We start from the raw sequence: 17,953 nt of genomic DNA on the forward strand, positions 1-17,953 counted from the left end.
TCCGCTTTTCTATTTACAACTAAATGCCGTCATGTCCGTACCCAGACGCCAGTTTTTTGTACCTATGTTCAATGCATCCGCATTCACAAAAAGATTACTGCCTGTCTGTTTGATGCAGATGGAATCCGGATTTATTTTTTGTTCGTTCGTGATCACATTCGTAGAAATGCCATCATACAGGATCAAAGGGATGCGTGCCCCCTTACGTGAAGTATCCTGCTGATTCAATTGCTGTTCAATGGCTACGAGTATCTTGCCGGTATGGTGTGCAAATACCGGTTCCGGGAAACTAGGCCCCATTTCCAGGGTGTTATCATGTATGGAGATGTTCTTTGAAACAGGGAAGTAGCTGGCTTTGATCTTTTCACCCGCCTTACTGTCCACAAAGAATCCGGATACGATAATGATGGCACTGGAATTATTATTAATGATGCGGTTATTATACAGCTCAATATCAGAAGTGGCCTGGATGATCACGCCGCTGCCCGGTGCTGCATTGCCCACTCCCCAGGTGGTACCGAAACTTCCTGATTTGGCAAAGTTCCTTTCGTTATTATCGTGTATATAATTGTTGTAAGCTTTTACATGCCCGCCGCGCTGGGAAAGGTCCGGCAGGTCAAAGATCAGGAAACCGGAAGTGTTGCCATAGAATTCATTGTCGAATACTTCTGCATTGGTAGTGTTCTCTATTTCGCAGCCGGCTACATTTTTATAAGCCTTACATTTCTTTACTACAGCTTTATTGGTTTGCCCTACATAGATGCCCGCATCAGATGCGCCTTCAGCATAACAGTTTTCAATCACCACATCGTTACATAACACAGGGTAGATACCGTAACCGCCATTGCTGGAGTCCATGGCCTTCCATACGGTATGCAGGTCTGTAATACGTACGTTTTCACTTTTATTTATTTTCAGCAGGTCTCCTTTGGATTCCCTTAAGGTGATACCGGAAATGGAGAAGTCCTTTACCTCTGATACCCTGATACCTTCACCACCTTGTGTTTGGCCCGAGAAGTCAAAGATGGTTTTATCCGGCCCTGCACCTTTGATGCTGATGTGTTTCAATTGCACCAGGCTCAGGTTATCGAATTTGTACAGTCCTTCTTTCAGTTCAATACTGCTGCTGTCTGTCAGCGACAGGAAGGCTTCCAGGATCTTAGCCTCTTCCCCGGGGCCAAAGCTCAGCACGGTTTTATAATCTCCCGGAGCTTTGGGAGCTGAACAGGCAGCGGCCAGGATAACAATCAGTATGGATAGATACCTTTTCATATAACGTGTGTTTTAGAATACATTGTAAGCAAAAGTGACATAATAGACCCCTCCGATAGCCGGGCTGCCAAAACCTGTATAGTAATACCTGTTGGTCAGGTTCGTTGCACCTATTTTGATCTTTGAATGCGCTTTGATCAGTTTGTAACTGAACTGTGCATCCAGCACCACATTAGCAGGGATAGTACCGCTGCCGAATCCGATTGAATAGAAGTAAGCCGGCTTATACCGCAGGCTGGTATTGAAAGAGAGCTTCTGTTGTTTGCCGAATCCGCTGTTGCCGAATTCTACGTTGAATTTCCAGTTCGGGGTGTTGAAATTATTGATCTGACTATTATTCCTGTTCTTTAAGAAGTCTGAAGAGAAGTTCGCCTTTGCACCAAAGTTACGGGAAAGATCAACGCTTACACTCGCTGCATAGCCATAAGTGTTGACAGTTTCTGCACCATTGTAGGCAATATTATAGGCAATATATTTACTCCTGTCCTTAAAAGCCGTCACATCTTCCGTTCCGGGCGTATTGGCCACATTCACATACCCGATGAAATTCTTCCAGGTGGAATAATAACCCAAAACATCTATCAATACCACATTGGAGATCAGGGCAGAATAACCCAGCTCAAAAGCGTCTACCGACTGCGGTTTGATATCACTCAGCTGGAACTTCTTTAGTTTGGAAGGATCGTTGCTCTGTTGGTATTCCTGCACGCTGGTTAAAGTATAAGCCGGGTATTTATCGAATTCATATTCTCCATACAGCAGTCTGGCGGAGCCGCCGGAGGCAAAACTGTTATAATCCACCAGCGTGCTTTGCAGGGACTGGATATTGGAGGGGAAACTGTAAGCATTTTGATAGGAGAAACGCAGGAAGTGCTCTTTGGCCACTTCCACCACGCCGGACAGGCGGGAGGTGATCCTGGGTTTACTGAACAGGGTGTTTTTATCATAACGGAAAGCCGCACCCAATCTCAGTTTATTATCGATCAGTTTTTTGGCCAGGTGGGCATAAGCACTGTACTCCGCTACATCTATGGGCCCATCTGTATCCGGGAACAGCGTGCCTTTTGAATCCAGCCGGAACAGGCGGTAGTTCAGCCCTGCGATCACATCTATCACCTTAATAAAATGAGAAAGATTATACTGGAATTCTGCATTGTATAATTTACTCCTGTCCTGGAAGAGTGTGCCGCCCTGGGAAGTAGGTATGCCCGAAATACTGTCTTTTAACCGGTTAAACTGAGGGCTGCCGGCAGCGGGCCTGCCCTGGTCTGCGAAACTCCTGGCGGCCAGGTGCGCATCGTTCAGCGAACTGCCCGTGGCGAGGGCTTGCAATAATGCACCGGTATATTGAGGATACCAGCCATCCATGGTGGCGGGATTGAAGCTGGGCTTCCAGGCTTCGTTCAGCAACTGCGCTGTGGGGCTGGCAATAACCGTGTTACCAGAGTTTTCCCGGGAGGTATAACCTCTGAGGAACCAGTGTTCTGCTTTCAGTTCTACCCGGTATTGCCCCAGCCGGAAATTGGTGAGGGCATAGCGGGTATCATTACTATATACGGAATTGCCCTTTCCGTATGTACCTGAAATGATGGCTTCCAGTTTGGGTTTTATTTTATAACGTACTTCCGCATTCAGCTTCAGCAGTTTCGCCTCATCACTTAAATAACCATATTCCGCATAACCGGTGCGGGATACGTAGTTGGATGGTTTCTCCAGCAGCGGATCTATGACAGGGGCCAGGGAAGGATCTCCAGCCAGGGCTGCCTGCAGAAAGGGATTGATGTCTACCGAGGTTTTGCTGCCATAGGAGTTCACCCCGTTGTAATTAGGATCTGTATATCGTGAGCCGGGGCCGTTGGTATTGGAAGTATCACTGGCCATCCATTCTTTAGCCAGGGTGTATTGTATGTTGAATTTGAAGGCCAGTTTCTCATTTACCTTTTTCGCCCAGCGGAGCGTCCAGTCGTAATAAGGTTGCGGCCCCATAGGATCATTGCCTTTGCCTTTTTTAATATGGTTCACGCCCTGGGTGATCTGTACGCTGAGGCCCTGGTATTTGAAAGGATCTTTACCTGTCATCACAAGCGTACCGTTCAATCCGCGGGAACCATACAGTGCGGAGGAGGCGCCGGATAATACTTCCAGGTTGTCCACATCCAGTTCCGTTAAGCCAATGGCGGCGCCCAGGGGAAAGTTAAGGCCGGGTGCAGAGTTATCCATCCCATCCACGATCTGTGTGAAATTGGTGTTGCCACTGGTATTGAAACCGCGGGTGGTGATGGTGGTGAAGGTGAGACTGGAAGTAGTGATATCTACACCTTTCAATCCCTGGAGCATGTTGTAATAATTGGTCTGGGGGGAGTTGATGATGTCCTTATTATCGATCCTTTCAATCGTTACCGGCGATTCTATTTTGCGCTGCACATTCCTGCTGGCCGATACCACCACCTCCGTTCCCAGGATGGTGGTGGGTGTTAATTCAACTTGCAAGGGTTTGGCAGAGGATATTTCAATTTCTTTTGTTTTAAATCCCAGGGAGGAAAAAACGAGCGTAACAGGAAGCTTCGATTTCGTGGTGAAACGGAAATGCCCCTGGTCATTCGAATAATCTCCGTTGGGGGTGTTTTTTGCCACTACGGAAACCGCAGGTATCACTTCTTTTGTAACACTGTTCCGGATGGTTCCGGAGATCACCTCCTGCGCTTGCAGTGAGCTGAGCGCAGTGAGCATAGAGCAGATAGAGAGTAGCATCAGTTTATGCATGGGCAGGGTAATTGTGGTAAGGCGATATTAGGCAAATAGGAGGTCTTGCCCTACGTTCAGCGGGGCTTTGGGGTGAAGAAGGGAATCTGCGGGGTGAAAATCAGCAGGCCGGGGTAAACCGCTGCACGAAATCGGAGAGATAAGAAGTGGATACCGGAATGGTCACATCCTCCAATCCATCTATCAGCAGGTAATGGCCTTTGGCATTTTTCTTAAAAAGGATCACCCTGGATAAGTTCACCATATAAGAACGGTGCGATCGGGAAAAACCTAAACCGGAAAGCTGGGGTTCCAGTTTTTTGAGAGAGCTTCTGATCAGCTCTTTTTTAACTACCGATCCGTTGAGATAAAAAATATGTACGTAGTTATCTTCTGCTTTCAGTAATAATAAATTGGAAGGCGCGAGGCTAAGGCTGAGTTTATCATATTCATCCCGGATGTGCAGAGCTGTTTCTTTTTCTTTTTCCGTTGTTTTGCTCTTTAGCTGCGCTGCATAAAACCAGCCCAGTGCCATGGAATAGGGGAGGATCATTACGCCGAAAGCATACCTCAATGTATCTGTGTATTCCGACCAGGAATATTGGAGGTAGTCGTGAATGGATACATTCACAATGTTCACGATTACCGCGATCAGCATAGCCTCTCCGAGGAACCAGGCCATGAATTGTATATGTGTAAGGGGCCTGGGGCCTTTTAAACGGATCAGCAGGAATTGGGAGATGGTCAATCCGGCCATACCGCAGAGTGCAAAGATGCCAAAAACGCCTGTTACGCTTTGCGGGCCACCTTCGTACCATTGGTTCATGTTAAAGGGGGAAAAGATGTACATGAAAAGGAAACTGAATCCCCCGCAGAACAGGGTTAATGTAATACGGTTCTTAACAGATGCGAGCAGGTTGCAGGGAGCCTTAAGCCAGGTCAATAACAATGAGTCCGCTAATTCTTTTGCGGATAGTGTTAGCGTATGTTTCATAACTGAATTGGTTGACGGGATTAAGGTAGCGTTTTTTATGGAAAAAAGAAGGGATTGCATCTGGTTGTAAAACTGCTTCCTTTGAAAAAATACATCCTGATCGCAGCCCTCTTTTCTGTACACACGCTCTCTGCTCAAACAGTACAAGATCTCCCATTACCAGCCGGCTACTCCCGCATCCCGCAACAGGAAGGAACCTTTGGCGCCTGGCTCCGGAAGGTTGCCCTTAAAAAGGAAAACACCGTTTACCTCTACAACGGCAACAAAAAAGCCAACCAGTCTGCCCAATTCGCGGTGCTGGACATTTCCGTAGGAAAAAAAGACCTCCAGCAATGCGCCGATGCCGTTATGCGCCTCTACGCAGAATACTGTTATGCTAACAGAGAACTCAATAAGATAAAATTCAAAGCAACAGACGGTACAGTAATGGACTATGCGGGCTGGACAAAAGGAGACCGTTTTATACTCCGCAACGGAAAACTAAAACGCAGCCGCATAGCAACAGCAGCAGAGAACAGGGCCGTTTTCGGGCAATACCTGGAGTTTGTATTCTCTTACGCAGGCACACTGTCCCTCAGCAGGGAACTACAGTCAGTAAATAATATATTGCCGGGTGATGTATTTATCCAGGGAGGTTCCCCGGGCCACGCCGTAATTGTAATGGACGTAGCAGTCAATAAAACAGGGCAGAAGATCTTCCTGCTGGCACAAAGTTATATGCCTGCGCAGGACATCCATATCCTCCGGAATCCGGCTTCCGGGCAAAGCCCCTGGTATGAAGCAGCTGGTCAGGGAGAACTCCTCACCCCGGAATGGATCTTCAACAGGGGAGATTTGAAGCGGTTCCTGTAAATAAAAAGGGCCGGTCCTGAGACCAGCCCTGTAAAACGATATTAAGCAAGCTTAATCAATACGTCTAACATTTACAGCATTCATGCCTTTTCTTCCTTCCTGCAATTCGAACTCTACGCGGTCATCTTGCTGGATCTCGTGAACGAGACCATTTACGTGTACAAAAGTTTCTTTAGAAGATTCATCATGCTTGATGAAGCCAAAACCTTTTGTCTCATTGAAGAACTTTACAGTTCCGGTGAATTTTTGTTCCATTTGTGTATTGTATTATAAAAATATGGTTGCGAAGATAATACTAAATATCTATTACACCTAATTAACCACTCGTTAATATAATTTAAATTGAAGATTATCAATTTACGAATGTGTAAATACGGTATATGTGCCATTTCATCGGTTTTTTTTATTGTACCTTCGCGAAAAAAGCATGATCAGCATAGGCGCATACAATCATCTGAAAGTAAAGAAGGAAACGGATTTCGGGGTGTTTCTGGATGGAGGGGACAACCTGGAAATACTGCTTCCTAAGAGGTATGTGCCTAAAGGAACCCGTGTAGACGATGAAATAGAAGTATTCCTGTACCACGACTCCGAAAACCGCCTGATCGCCACAACAGACAGGCCTTATGGCGTAGCAGGGGATATCGTGCTCCTCAAAGCAGTAGATGTCACCGCACAGGGCGCATTCCTGGACTGGGGCCTGGTAAAAGACCTTTTTGTTCCGCTTTCCCAGCAGCTCAGCAAAATGCGTACAGGCCAGGAATACCTCGTAAAGATCTATATCGATGAAATGACGGGGCGTGTGGCCGCTACAGAGAAAATAGACCAATATCTCAGCAACGAAACCCTTACCGTAAAGGAAAAGGACGTGGTTGACCTGATCATTTACCGCCGCAGCGATATTGGTTTTGTAACCATCATCAACAAACAGCACACCGGTGTGTTGCATTTTGCAGACCAGTTCAAACCCTACGATATCGGCGATAAGCTGAAAGGATTTGTAAAAGCCATTAAGTCAGAGAACAGGATAGATGTAGTGCCCGGCCAGGCTGGTTTTAAGAAGGTGGAAGACGAATCCTCCCGGATCCTCCGCCTGCTGCATGAAAACAACGGTTACCTCCCTTACCATGATAAATCGGACCCTGAAGAGATCGTTACCTTCTTTGGTATGAGTAAGAAAACCTTCAAAATGACCATCGGTAATTTATACAAACAGCAAAAGATCACTTTTACCAAAACAGGTATTCAGCTGATAGCAGAAGCATGATTTTTTAGGTAGATTTGCGCCTTATGAAGGATTACAAAAAGCATTTTATTATTACAGCACCTCCCGAAGAGGTGTACCTGGCATTGACGCTGCCCGCCACTATTCAGTTATGGACCGGCGAAGAAGCAGAAATGAGTACAGAACCCGGCTCTGAATTCTCCCTGTGGGAAGGCAGCATCTCCGGTAAGAACCTGGAGTTCGAAAAAGGCAGAAAGATTGTGCAGCAATGGTATTTCGACCAGGAAGAACCTTCTATTGTTACCATCATTTTACATCCTCATAAAAAAGGTACCTCCGCAGAACTGAAACATTCCAACATCCCCGATGAAGATTACGACAACATTGTGGAAGGTTGGAATGAAGCGTATTTTGGCAGCCTGATAGACTTTTACGAGGGAGAATGAAAACAGCCACCATCACGGAACTGAAAAAGGAATTAGGCAGCCTGCCACCGGCAGAGCTGGTGGAACTATGCCTGCGCCTTGCCAAGTTCAAAAAAGACAGTAAAGAACTGTTAACCTACCTGTTGTTTGAAGCACATAGCCTGGATGGCTATATTGCCTCCGTGAAAGAACATATCAGCATTGAATTTGACGGTTTAACCACCACCCACTTATACCACGCCAAAAAAACACTGCGGAAGATCCTCCGTTTCACCACCAAACAGATCCGGTTCACCGGGTCAAAACAGGCAGAGATAGAACTACTGCTTTTCTTTTGTGAAAAGATGCGCCGCTCCGGCCTGCAGATCGATTACAGCGTACAACTGAACAATATTTACCTCCAGCAGCTCCGCAAAATAGAAAAGGCCATTGAGGCCCAGCATGAAGACCTCCAGTTCGACTACCGCAAACAGCTGGACGCATTATCTTTCATATGATGCGTTATTTTGCCAGATGCTTTATCTTTCCATAACACTTAACCCGGATCCATATGAAATTATGTTCCATTGTCATGCTTGCCTGCTGCATGTCCGCTGCTATTCCTGCTTTTACACAAACCGTCCGTGCCCGTGATCTTGGTATTCCTTTAAAAGGCAGGCCGGGAGCTTTTAACGCCATAACGGATGTGAAGGGAGTAGAGGTTGGTATTGTTACACTCATTGAAGGAGAAGGTGTTTTAAAAGTAGGGAAAGGCCCCGTACGTACAGGAGTTACAGCTATTTTGCCCCGCGGTAAAAAATATGATCCCGTATTTGCCGGTTGGTATGCCCTGAATGGAAACGGGGAAATGACCGGCACAACCTGGATCACGGAATCTGGTTTCCTGGAAGGGCCTATCACCATTACCAATACACACTCAGTAGGCGTGGTGCGGGATGCCGTGATAGCATGGCAATACAAACACCAGCATTTTTATACGATCAATCAAACCACAGACCTTTTCTGGGCATTGCCGGTAGTAGCTGAAACATACGATGGTATGATGAACGACATTAATGGTATGCATGTGAAGAAGGAACATGTGTTCCAGGCGCTGGATTCCGCAAGGTCAGGCAAAGTGAAAGAAGGCAATACAGGAGGCGGTACCGGTATGATGTGTCACGGTTTCAAAGGAGGTACAGGTACTGCTTCCCGGCTGGTGAAGATCGGGGATTCCACTTATACGGTGGGTGTATTGGTGCAGGCAAACCATGGCGGAAAAAATGAGCTGACCATTGCAGGTGTACCTGTTGGCGAAGAAATAAAGGGCTATAGGCCGAAGTTTAAATTTGGAGAACCGCCTGCAGGAACGGGTTCCATTATTGTGATCGTAGCTACAGATGCGCCCTTGCTGCCGCATCAGCTAAACCGTTTGGCAAAACGGGTGCCATTAGGTATTGGCAGAGTAGGCGGGGCAGGAGAAAACTCCTCCGGCGATATTTTCCTGGCCTTTTCCACCGCAAATCCCGAAGCCTCCCACCGGGAAGAATTCCGCAAGCTGAATATGTTACCCAACGACCTGATAAATGAATTGTTTTATGCTACCGCGGAAGCTACAGAAGAAGCCATTCTCAATGTACTGGTAGCTGCTGAAACCATGACGGGTATTAACGGCAATGTGATCTACGCCCTGCCGCATACGGAAATCATACGTCTGTTAAAGAAGTATAACCGCTACTCAAAAAAATAAGAACATACTACTGACATAAGGCTGTCATCCGCTCCCTGTTCCTTTGCTTAAACGCATTTGAAAAATGATGACCGGCATTGGTCAACTGGTGCTTTGCGGTGCTAAAGCCAATGCATAAATTTGAACTTATGAGTAATACAATGCTGCCTGAAGTTTTATATGTGGACGACAGAGGCGCAGAAGCGCATATCTCTATATTAGAACTCCGGTTAAAGAACGCTCATGTATTCACTGCTAAAAGCCGCCAGCAAAAGCCTGTCCGCTATGTGGAACAGGATAACAACCCCAGCGTGGGCATGTATTTTTCCATAGAAGGCATCAGCGGAGCTTATTCCACAGCGGGAGAGGCGTTACGGCTCAATTCCAACCAGCATGTAATGGGCTATAAACCCCATTTCGATGGTTATTACCTTGTAGAATCCCCCTTCAACCACAACTTAGGCATTGAACTGGAGCTGCCCTTCTTTGAACGGCTGTTGTCCAATGAGCTGGACTGCCTTCAGCGCCTGGCCGATAAGATGCAAAAAGGCTTGCCGGCTGCTCTTTCTCCTTATCCATTGCCTATTTCCTCCCGCCAGAAAGCCGTGCTTCTGGATATGTTCAATTGCAGTTATACCGGTCACCTGCGGGAACTCTATTTTGAGTCCCGGATCATGGAGCTTTTTATGCTGCAGGCAGAACAGGCGGAAAACTACATGGGCCGGAAGCCCCTCATGATCAAACCCGCAGATATCGATAAACTGCATAACGCCCGGCAGTTCGTTAAACTGAATATGTTTGAGGCCATCAGCCTGCAACAGGTAGCCCGGGCCGCCGGTTTGAATGATTTTAAGCTGAAAAAGGGCTTTAAGGAACTTTTCGGCACAACGGTGTTCGGATACCTGAATGAACTGAAAATGAACCATGCTAAACGCCTCCTGCTGGATGGCGGCATTACCATAGGAGACCTTGCATTCGACCTCGGCTACAGCGAGGCGCATAATTTCACCAAAGCCTTTAAAAGACATTTCGGATATCCTCCCGGGGAATTAAAAAGTTAATTAACTTTAAACCCTATGCTTACCCGGAGAACCTTCCTCAAGAACACACTGAAGGGCATCGTATTGATCGGTGCCGGCAATACACTGCAATCTTTTGCTGCAGACAGTTTTATACTGCCTGAAAAACGCAAGGTGAAACTGCGTTTTGCCCTGGCTTCAGATGGCCACTACGGCCAGCCGAAAACCACCTATTTTGATAACCACAAAAAAATGGTTGGCTGGCTGAATAAAGAACAAAGCCGCCGGGGAATTGATTTCTCTGTGATCAATGGAGACCTGTTCCACGATGACAATAAATTCCTGCCGGAAGTAAAAGCTGCCTGGGATGGATTATCTATGCCCTATTACGTTTCACACGGTAACCATGATATGGTAGAGGAGGAGATCTGGCAACAGACCTGGGGCATTGCCTGGCATCATGCATTTGAAGTAGATGATACGGCCTTCCTGATCCTGAACACAGCAGACATCAAAGGAAAATATATCTGCCCTGATCTCAACTGGACGAAAGAACAGCTCGAAAAATACAAACACAAAAAACAACTCTTTGTGTTCATGCATATCACGCCCATCAAGTGGACGGAGCATGGTATCGATTGTCCGGAACTGATAGAGATGTTCTCCGCACAACAGAACTTAAAGGGTGTATTCCATGGTCATGATCATATAGAGGATAGTGTGAAAGAGAAAAATGGTAAACACTATTTCTGGGATGCCCATATCGGTGGCAACTGGGGAACACCTTATACCGGCTACCGGATCGTGGAATTACTGGAAAGTGGTGAAGTGCTGAGTTACCAGGTGAACCCTGATGTAAAACAACCCGTCAACAGCACCAAAATATAAATGAAAGCAACCGCAGCCAGTAAAACGGCGCAATACATGGCTTTATTCCGCGCATTGGAATATGGCCGCCCTGCTTATCAACGTTTGTTCACAGACCCTTATGCATTCTCTTTTCTGAGTGGCGGCCTCAAAATGGCCACCCGTTTATCAGGTATTCCTTTTGTACGGAATATCATCCGTGGCATCATTCAAAGAAAGATCCCGGGTGCATATTCTTCCGGTCTTGCCCGCCGGAAAGGGCAGAAAAAGGGTATGAGTTTTACCGGGTAGCCATGGCCGCGAACAACAGTATTTTAACGTTTCATACCTGAATATTCCCAAAACATAGGTTTCGTGGAAATTCTTGCTAACTTTTGCCCCATTGTTTCCACGAATATGAAAATTATGTTGAGATCATTCGTCCTCCTGGTAGGTTTGAGTTTGTTTGCAAGCCATGCAAACGCGCAATTGCAATGGAAAGAAGTAGAACCAGGTATCTGGAAAGCTACGGCCGGCGTGCCGGAAAAGATCACTTTGCTGAGTGTGGCCAATGCCACGCCCGCAAAAAGTGCCTTGCAGCAATTACCAACTGCACCCTTCCCCCTGGCAAAAGATGAGATCACCAGCAGGGTGGTGGATGGTAAGGTTTACCTGAAGTTTCCGCTGGTAAAAGAAGAAGAACTGTTCGGCCTGGGCCTGAACTTTAAAACCGTTGCCCAGCGTGGCCGCGTGAGCCAGCTGCACATGGACCATTATGGCGGAACAGACAATGGCCGTACCCATGCACCGGTACCTTTTTATGTGTCTTCCCGTGGTTATGGCGTATTGATCGATGCAGCCCGTTATATTACTGTATATGCAGGTACCGCAGTAAGAGTGGACACAAAGAACCCTCCTGAACTGCTGGACCGCAACACCAATAAGAACTGGGATTCCTCTCCTTACTCAGATGCAGTGGAGATCCTGGTGCCAGCTTCCGGTGTGGACATCTACATCTTCGGCGGCCCTACGGCTATGAATGCCGTACAACGGTACAACCTCTTCAATGGTGGCGGATACCTGCCTCCCAAATGGGGACTGGGCTTTACACAACGTGTACCCACCTTATATTCACAAAGTGATATCCTCCGGGAGGCCAACGAATTTGAAGCACATAATTTCCCCTTGGATTTTATTGGCGTAGAGCCGGGATGGCATTCTATGGCTTATCCCTGCACTTTTGAGTGGGACGCTAAACGTTTCCCTGATCCAAAGGGTTTCATCAACAGCCTGCTGCAGAAAGGCATCAGGGCTAATCTCTGGCTGAACCCTTATGTGTCGCCCACGAGTTCACTGTATCCAAAAGTGAAACCCTTTTCCGGTACACATACTGTTTGGAATGGTATCGTAACAGACTTTACTATTCCTGAAGCGCGTAATATCTTCAAAGAACATTTCATAAAAAACCATATATCCCTTGGCGTTAGCGGGTACAAAATGGATGAGAACGATGGATATGATAAATGGTTATGGCCGGATGTAGCTACTTTCCCTTCCGGTACCTCCGCTGAACAGATGCGCCAGATCTATGGCCTGCAAATGCAGAAGATGACGGATGAATGGTACCGTGAAACAAACCAGCGTACATATGGCCTGGTACGTGCTTCTAATGCAGGCGCCAGTAATCTGCCCTATGTGATCTACAACGATTATTATTCCCATCCTGATTTCATTACGGCATTGGTGAACAGCAGCTTTATTGGTGTGTTATGGACGCCGGAAGTACGTGCTTCCAAATCTGCTGAAGAATGGGTGAGAAGGATGCAGTCTGTATGTTTTTCCCCCATGGCTATGCTGAATGCATGGGCGGATGGCACTAAACCATGGTCTTTCCCCGAAGTGGAAAAAGCGGTACAGGAAGTGGCCACTTTGCGTATGCGCCTGCTGCCTTATCTCTATTCTACTTTTGCACAATATCACTTTGAAGGCAAACCTCCTTTCCGTTCCATGAACCTGGTAGATGGTTTTGCTTATGCGCCACAGATCACGGCCGGTAAACTGGATGCTACATTGAACCCTTATGAGGCAAAAACAAAGTCTGATCTGAAGGACCAATACATGATGGGAGATAATCTTCTGGTAGCACCCGTATTCGCAGGAGAAAAAAGCCGCAAAGTATACCTGCCTGCCGGTAAATGGTATGATTTCTATACCGGTAAACTCGCAGGAGAGAACCAGGTGATCACGGTACAGGCAGAACTGGAGAAAATTCCTTTATTCGTTCGCGACGGAGGTCTGATCCCTATGGTTCCCGCCCGCAGGCAGGCGCCGAAAGCAGGAGAGGTGTTGCCGCTGGAAGTAAGGGTATATGGTACAGCACCGGGTACATTTACTTTGTATGACGATGATGGTACTACTTTCAACTTTGAGAAAGGAGCGTTTTCAAAAGTGGAGTTAAAGAGTGCTAACAGGTCCATGAGCGCTCCTGCAAACGGCAAACCTTTTGGTTATGATAAAAAGGTGACCTGGACGTTTATGACGAAGTAATAGTATCTTGGGGCACTATGAAATTAATGATATCCCTGCTGTGCATCCTGTTATTTGTGGGATGCCAGCCAGCACCTAAAGTAGAAAAAGAACTGACTACTGATTTTGAAGGCAGCATTACCTATAAGCTTTTAGAATGGGACTCGAAAGATATGGATAGTGCAAGAGCCGTTGGGATGAGGGCTTTGGGGCCTAAAGACAGCCTGAGGGTTTTATTCAAAGAAGGCAGCTTTATGTCAATTATGGATAGCTCCACGATAGATTATTCTTATTTCAATCCTCACCTCAATAAATATTATACCAGGCTGGCCGGGGATGATTCCGTCTACGAAGATCCGGGAGATGTGCTGACCGAGGCAGGAAACTTCCTGTTGGATACCCGGCTGGAGTATAATACAGATACGATCCTGGGTTATGTCTGCAACCGGTTGATCATGAAGTATAAATTCTCGACCAAAACATATATCTACTCACCGGAAATTGCTACCAATCCAGAGTGGTATAAGCACTCGAAGGTTTATTACTTTGATGTGATGTACAAATTGATGAAAGCTTACTACTTAGGTATGCGGGTGGACCATCGGGACTATGCTTACGAGGTCCGTGCTATCAGTGTAATCCGCTCAGAACTACCGGACAGTGTTTTTCCGGATCCCAAACAAATGCTTATACACACAAGCTGGCAATAACTTCCCCAACTATCACAAAAAATCGGATATTTTCATAGAAATACCTATGTTTAAAATATGAAAAGTATCCTAACGGCAGCCTTATTGCTCGGCTGCACCAGCCTATACGCTCAGAAAACCCCGGCCACAGACACAGCCGATGGTAAATTCTCAAAAGGAGGCGCCAGCCGCAACCTGAACATGGATGCCGGCGTTACTACCGCTCACCAGGTAACCATCAAAGGCCAGGTAGTACCTTACAAAGTTACTGCCGGTACCATCCCTGTTTGGGACGATGATGGAAAAGTGATCGCAGGCGTTTTCTACACTTACTTCGAAAGATCAAACGTAGCAGACCGTAATGCCCGCCCATTGGTATTTTCTTTCAATGGCGGCCCCGGCACAGCCTCCGTATGGATGCAGATCGGTTATACCGGCCCGCGCATCCTCAAGATAGATGATGAAGGATATCCCGTACAGCCCTATGGCCTGAAAGACAATGCACATTCTATCCTGGACGTGGCGGATATTGTATACGTAGACCCTGTGAACACGGGCTTTTCAAGAATGGCCAATAAAGATGTGCAAGGCAGTAAGTTCTTTGGTGTGAACCAGGATGTACGTTACCTCGCAGAATGGATCAATACATTCATTACCCGTTATAAACGCTGGGCTTCCCCCAAATACCTTGTGGGCGAAAGTTATGGCACCACCCGTGTATCAGGACTGGCACTGGAATTACAGAACTCCCAGTGGATCTATGTAAATGGCGTAGTACTGGTATCGCCTACAGAATTAGGCATTGAAAGAGATGGTCCTATGGCCGCTGCACTCCGTTTACCATATTATGCAGCTACTGCATGGTACCATAAAGCCTTACCGGCAGACCTGCAGCAGAAAGACCTGCCAGTGATGTTACAGGAAGTGGAAGCATTTACCATCAAAGACTATATCCCTGCATTGGCAGAAGGTGGTTTTATCAGCGATGCCCGCAGGAAAGAGATCGCCGCTAAAGTAGCCCGCTATGCAGGTATTTCTGAGAAAGCGGTACTGCAGAATAACCTGGATATCCCCACTGGTTTCTTCTGGAAGGAACTGCTGCGTGAGCGTGGTTATACTGTGGGCAGGCTGGATTCCCGCTACCTGGGTATTGATCGTAAAGATGCAGGGCAGAATGTAGATTTCAATGCGGAATTAACTTCCTGGCTGCACTCTTTCACACCGGCTATCAATATGTACCTGAGAGAAGAACTGAACTATAAAACAGACCTGAAGTATTACATGTTCGGCCCTGTATTTCCATGGGATAATACAGGTAACAAAACAGGAGAGAATTTAAGGCAGGCCATGGCGCAGAACCCTTACCTGCACGTACTGATCCAGAGCGGTTATTACGATGGCGCCTGTGATTATTTCAATGCGAAATACAGCATGTGGCAAATGGACCCAAGCGGTAAACTGAAAGACCGCCTTTCCTGGGAAGGCTACCGCAGCGGGCACATGATGTATCTGCGTAAAGATGACCTCGCCACCAGTAACGAACATCTAAGGGAATTCATTCAGAAGTCTATTCCCAAAGCGGGACAGGCTGCAAAATATTAAGTAGAAGAACGGCGCTTTCACCAGGTGCCGTTTTTTTATGTGACCGGGCTGTTGATCGCTGACCTGGCCGCCGTTGTGTCACTCACTTGTACGGCAGGAAGGGGCTCGGCTGAGTGCTGTTCTTTTAATTATGTTAAATAGATTTCATAGAACCGCTATGGTAGCTTCATCCTTGCTTCATCCTAGCTTCATGTTGCTTCCCAGAGCGGGTTTAAGCTACTTTGAAGCTAGGATGAAGCAAGGATAAACTCAAAAAAGACTCAATTGCGCTGTTTCGGGGGGATGTTCCTCTCCAAAATTAGATAATGTGATCCCCAGCAACCTGATCTTCTTATCCTCCGGCTCTGTTTTCAGTAACAACTGTTTGGCAATAGCCGAAATAGTGGGCAGATCATTGATCCCCTGGGCTAAGGACTGGTTCCGGGTGATCTGTTTAAAATCGCTGTATTTGATCTTCAGGGTAACTGTTCTGCCTTTCAGCTGGTACCGTTCCAGCCTGTTGGCCACCGTTACCGCTATTTTATCCAATTCTGTATTCATTTCTTCTATGAGGGTGAGATCGTAGGCAAAAGTGTCTTCTGCCCCCACGGATTTAGTTTCCCGGTGTGGCTCCACTGCTCTGTCGTCTATGCCCCTTACGATCTTGTAATAAAAGCGGCCGGATTTGCCGAAGTATTGCACCAGTTCATTCTCTGTGAGTTTCTTGAGGTCCTTGCCCGTATGCAGGTTCATCCCTTTCATTTTATCCGCCGTTACTTTCCCCACGCCAAAGAATTTCTCTACCGGCAAATTCTCCATAAACGATTCCACCTGCGAGGGTGCAATGAAAGTAAGGCCATCCGGCTTCTGCATATCCGAAGCTATTTTGGCCACGAATTTATTGATGGATACACCTGCAGAAGCAGTAAGCTGCAGTTCATCCCTGATCGCCTGTTTGATCTGTTGTGCAATGGCAATAGCGGAACCGATCTGCTGTTTATCTTCCGTAACATCCAGGTAAGCTTCATCGAGGGAGAGGGGTTCTATGAGGTCTGTATACCTGCTGAAGATCTCACGTACGCTTTGGGATACTTCTTTGTAAGCGGCAAAACGTGGCCTTACAAAAATGAGATGCGGGCATAATTGCAGCGCTCTTTTGGAAGGCATGGCAGAACGCACACCAAATTTCCGGGCTTCATAACTACAGGTGGCCACCACGCCACCCCGTCCTTCCGGAGAACCTCCCACTGCAATGGCTTTTCCACGGTACTCCGGATTGTCGCGCTGCTCTACAGATGCATAAAATGCATCCATGTCTATGTGAATGATCTTACGTTGCACGGACATAGCTGCAATATACATTATCGTATCTTTGATAAAACGGGAACAATGACAAATGAAGGAATCTGTTCAGTGGATTATGCTTTCCAGCGCATTGGCGGAAAATACAAAGGGCGCATTATCTGGGCGCTGAAGGATAAGGTGATGCGGTATGGTGAACTGAAGCGGTATGTGCAGGGAATAACCCCTAAAATGCTCACACAGGCCCTGCGGGAATTGGAGGAAGATGGCCTGGTTCAAAGAACGGTTTACCAGGAAGTACTTCCCCGGGTTGAATACCTTCTCACCGGGGAAGCGAAAGAATTAATCCCTTTCATTGAGTTGCTGAGTTGCTGGGCTGAAAAACAAATGCAAAAACGAGGCATTCCTTCCATGGTACAGCATGCAACGCCCATGAAAAAGGCGATGTAGATCACCTGGACTGGTAACGCGGCATCACCAGTAGTTTCACTATCGTGTGCGCTACTGCGGATAATACCAGTACTACCACAATGATCAGCCAGCGTTTTACCGGGGTGTCAAATACATCAATAATGTCTGATTCTCCTTTTCCTGCAAAAAGCAATGCCATGGTAAAGACCAAAGCTCCGCAGATCCAGAGGGTGAGGTGCGACCAGAAATATTTGGTCTTGTTGTAACCATTCTTTCCGAATGAGGTGAATAGCAATAAAACGTGTGCAACAAAAAAGGCAGCTGCTGCAATAGCTAACAATGTGAATGGAGTCATAGTGTA

At 46.8% G+C, this 17,953-nt stretch carries 18 protein-coding genes; 12 read left to right on the forward strand and 6 right to left on the reverse strand.

Features of this window, described 5'->3' with window-relative positions:
* Positions 1-9: 9 nt before the first annotated feature.
* From AAHN97_RS07445 to AAHN97_RS07455, 3 genes are all read right to left on the reverse strand, one after another.
* Positions 10-1,272 carry a parallel beta-helix domain-containing protein gene (locus AAHN97_RS07445; protein ID WP_343306935.1) on the reverse strand — a complete coding sequence of 421 codons (1,263 nt, stop codon included), beginning with the start codon at positions 1,270-1,272 and terminating at the stop codon, positions 10-12.
* Between the two features lie 12 nt (positions 1,273-1,284).
* Positions 1,285-4,035: a TonB-dependent receptor gene (locus AAHN97_RS07450; protein WP_343306936.1), complete on the reverse strand. Its 2,751-nt coding sequence runs from the start codon at positions 4,033-4,035 to the stop codon at positions 1,285-1,287.
* A gap of 100 nt (positions 4,036-4,135) precedes the next feature.
* A complete protein-coding gene (locus tag AAHN97_RS07455) occupies positions 4,136-5,008 on the reverse strand; it encodes a LytR/AlgR family response regulator transcription factor (RefSeq protein WP_343306937.1) in 873 nt (290 codons plus the stop codon).
* An 81-nt stretch (positions 5,009-5,089) separates the two neighbouring features.
* Between AAHN97_RS07455 and AAHN97_RS07460 the strand changes: the two genes are divergently transcribed.
* Positions 5,090-5,860, forward strand: a complete 771-nt coding sequence (locus tag AAHN97_RS07460) for a DUF4846 domain-containing protein (protein WP_343306938.1) — start codon at positions 5,090-5,092, stop codon at positions 5,858-5,860.
* Positions 5,861-5,911: 51 nt separating this feature from the next.
* Here AAHN97_RS07460 and AAHN97_RS07465 read toward each other — a convergent pair whose 3' ends face one another.
* Entirely contained in the window at positions 5,912-6,115 is a 204-nt protein-coding gene (locus tag AAHN97_RS07465; protein WP_074237919.1) for a cold-shock protein, read from the reverse strand.
* A gap of 172 nt (positions 6,116-6,287) precedes the next feature.
* Between AAHN97_RS07465 and AAHN97_RS07470 the strand changes: the two genes are divergently transcribed.
* From AAHN97_RS07470 to AAHN97_RS07515, 10 genes are all read left to right on the forward strand, one after another.
* Positions 6,288-7,127 carry a CvfB family protein gene (locus AAHN97_RS07470; RefSeq protein WP_343306939.1) on the forward strand — a complete coding sequence of 280 codons (840 nt, stop codon included), beginning with the start codon at positions 6,288-6,290 and terminating at the stop codon, positions 7,125-7,127.
* 23 nt (positions 7,128-7,150) lie between these two features.
* On the forward strand, positions 7,151-7,531 hold the full coding sequence (locus AAHN97_RS07475; protein ID WP_343306940.1) for an SRPBCC domain-containing protein: 381 nt from the start codon (positions 7,151-7,153) through the stop codon (positions 7,529-7,531).
* Entirely contained in the window at positions 7,528-8,007 is a 480-nt protein-coding gene (locus AAHN97_RS07480) for a hypothetical protein (RefSeq protein WP_343306941.1), read from the forward strand. The genes AAHN97_RS07475 and AAHN97_RS07480 overlap by 4 nt, the downstream gene beginning before the upstream one ends.
* Before the next feature lie 53 nt (positions 8,008-8,060).
* Positions 8,061-9,239 (forward strand): P1 family peptidase, encoded by a 1,179-nt coding sequence (locus AAHN97_RS07485; RefSeq protein WP_343306942.1) that lies wholly within the window; start codon positions 8,061-8,063, stop codon positions 9,237-9,239.
* 128 nt (positions 9,240-9,367) lie between these two features.
* Complete coding sequence (locus AAHN97_RS07490; RefSeq protein WP_343306943.1) at positions 9,368-10,279, forward strand: helix-turn-helix transcriptional regulator; 912 nt, start codon at positions 9,368-9,370, stop codon at positions 10,277-10,279.
* A gap of 15 nt (positions 10,280-10,294) precedes the next feature.
* Positions 10,295-11,125: a metallophosphoesterase family protein gene (locus tag AAHN97_RS07495; RefSeq protein ID WP_343306944.1), complete on the forward strand. Its 831-nt coding sequence runs from the start codon at positions 10,295-10,297 to the stop codon at positions 11,123-11,125.
* Positions 11,126-11,395, forward strand: a complete 270-nt coding sequence (locus tag AAHN97_RS07500; protein ID WP_343306945.1) for a hypothetical protein — start codon at positions 11,126-11,128, stop codon at positions 11,393-11,395. It begins immediately after the preceding gene.
* 114 nt (positions 11,396-11,509) lie between these two features.
* Complete coding sequence (locus AAHN97_RS07505) at positions 11,510-13,630, forward strand: TIM-barrel domain-containing protein (protein WP_343306946.1); 2,121 nt, start codon at positions 11,510-11,512, stop codon at positions 13,628-13,630.
* Positions 13,631-13,647: 17 nt separating this feature from the next.
* Positions 13,648-14,319, forward strand: coding sequence for a hypothetical protein (locus tag AAHN97_RS07510; protein ID WP_343306947.1), 672 nt, complete (start codon positions 13,648-13,650; stop codon positions 14,317-14,319).
* A gap of 57 nt (positions 14,320-14,376) precedes the next feature.
* Positions 14,377-15,900 (forward strand): S10 family peptidase, encoded by a 1,524-nt coding sequence (locus tag AAHN97_RS07515; protein WP_343306948.1) that lies wholly within the window; start codon positions 14,377-14,379, stop codon positions 15,898-15,900.
* 249 nt (positions 15,901-16,149) lie between these two features.
* On the opposite strand, the gene dinB is transcribed toward AAHN97_RS07515, so the two are convergent.
* Positions 16,150-17,226: a DNA polymerase IV gene (dinB, locus tag AAHN97_RS07520; protein WP_343306949.1), complete on the reverse strand. Its 1,077-nt coding sequence runs from the start codon at positions 17,224-17,226 to the stop codon at positions 16,150-16,152.
* A gap of 42 nt (positions 17,227-17,268) precedes the next feature.
* Between dinB and AAHN97_RS07525 the strand changes: the two genes are divergently transcribed.
* Positions 17,269-17,631, forward strand: a complete 363-nt coding sequence (locus tag AAHN97_RS07525) for a winged helix-turn-helix transcriptional regulator (RefSeq protein ID WP_343306950.1) — start codon at positions 17,269-17,271, stop codon at positions 17,629-17,631.
* Between the two features lies 1 nt (position 17,632).
* Here AAHN97_RS07525 and AAHN97_RS07530 read toward each other — a convergent pair whose 3' ends face one another.
* Positions 17,633-17,947 carry a hypothetical protein gene (locus tag AAHN97_RS07530; protein WP_343306951.1) on the reverse strand — a complete coding sequence of 105 codons (315 nt, stop codon included), beginning with the start codon at positions 17,945-17,947 and terminating at the stop codon, positions 17,633-17,635.
* Between the last annotated feature and the right edge of the window lie 6 nt (positions 17,948-17,953).

This window comes from Chitinophaga niabensis, from assembly GCF_039545795.1.
Classification (GTDB): domain Bacteria; phylum Bacteroidota; class Bacteroidia; order Chitinophagales; family Chitinophagaceae; genus Chitinophaga; species Chitinophaga niabensis_B.

Excerpts from the sequence above, each read along its gene's own strand:
- AAHN97_RS07445 (WP_343306935.1), bottom strand. The coding sequence starts at position 1,272 with ATGAAAAGGTATCTATCCATACTGATTGTTATCCTGGCCGCTGCCTGT.
- AAHN97_RS07450 (WP_343306936.1), bottom strand. The coding sequence starts at position 4,035 with ATGCATAAACTGATGCTACTCTCTATCTGCTCTATGCTCACTGCGCTC.
- AAHN97_RS07455 (WP_343306937.1), bottom strand. The coding sequence starts at position 5,008 with ATGAAACATACGCTAACACTATCCGCAAAAGAATTAGCGGACTCATTG.
- AAHN97_RS07465 (WP_074237919.1), bottom strand. The coding sequence starts at position 6,115 with ATGGAACAAAAATTCACCGGAACTGTAAAGTTCTTCAATGAGACAAAA.
- AAHN97_RS07470 (WP_343306939.1), top strand. The coding sequence starts at position 6,288 with ATGATCAGCATAGGCGCATACAATCATCTGAAAGTAAAGAAGGAAACG.
- AAHN97_RS07475 (WP_343306940.1), top strand. The coding sequence starts at position 7,151 with ATGAAGGATTACAAAAAGCATTTTATTATTACAGCACCTCCCGAAGAG.
- AAHN97_RS07480 (WP_343306941.1), top strand. The coding sequence starts at position 7,528 with ATGAAAACAGCCACCATCACGGAACTGAAAAAGGAATTAGGCAGCCTG.
- AAHN97_RS07485 (WP_343306942.1), top strand. The coding sequence starts at position 8,061 with ATGAAATTATGTTCCATTGTCATGCTTGCCTGCTGCATGTCCGCTGCT.
- AAHN97_RS07490 (WP_343306943.1), top strand. The coding sequence starts at position 9,368 with ATGAGTAATACAATGCTGCCTGAAGTTTTATATGTGGACGACAGAGGC.
- AAHN97_RS07495 (WP_343306944.1), top strand. The coding sequence starts at position 10,295 with ATGCTTACCCGGAGAACCTTCCTCAAGAACACACTGAAGGGCATCGTA.
- AAHN97_RS07500 (WP_343306945.1), top strand. The coding sequence starts at position 11,126 with ATGAAAGCAACCGCAGCCAGTAAAACGGCGCAATACATGGCTTTATTC.
- AAHN97_RS07505 (WP_343306946.1), top strand. The coding sequence starts at position 11,510 with ATGTTGAGATCATTCGTCCTCCTGGTAGGTTTGAGTTTGTTTGCAAGC.
- AAHN97_RS07510 (WP_343306947.1), top strand. The coding sequence starts at position 13,648 with ATGAAATTAATGATATCCCTGCTGTGCATCCTGTTATTTGTGGGATGC.
- AAHN97_RS07515 (WP_343306948.1), top strand. The coding sequence starts at position 14,377 with ATGAAAAGTATCCTAACGGCAGCCTTATTGCTCGGCTGCACCAGCCTA.
- dinB (WP_343306949.1), bottom strand. The coding sequence starts at position 17,226 with ATGTCCGTGCAACGTAAGATCATTCACATAGACATGGATGCATTTTAT.
- AAHN97_RS07525 (WP_343306950.1), top strand. The coding sequence starts at position 17,269 with ATGACAAATGAAGGAATCTGTTCAGTGGATTATGCTTTCCAGCGCATT.
- AAHN97_RS07530 (WP_343306951.1), bottom strand. The coding sequence starts at position 17,947 with ATGACTCCATTCACATTGTTAGCTATTGCAGCAGCTGCCTTTTTTGTT.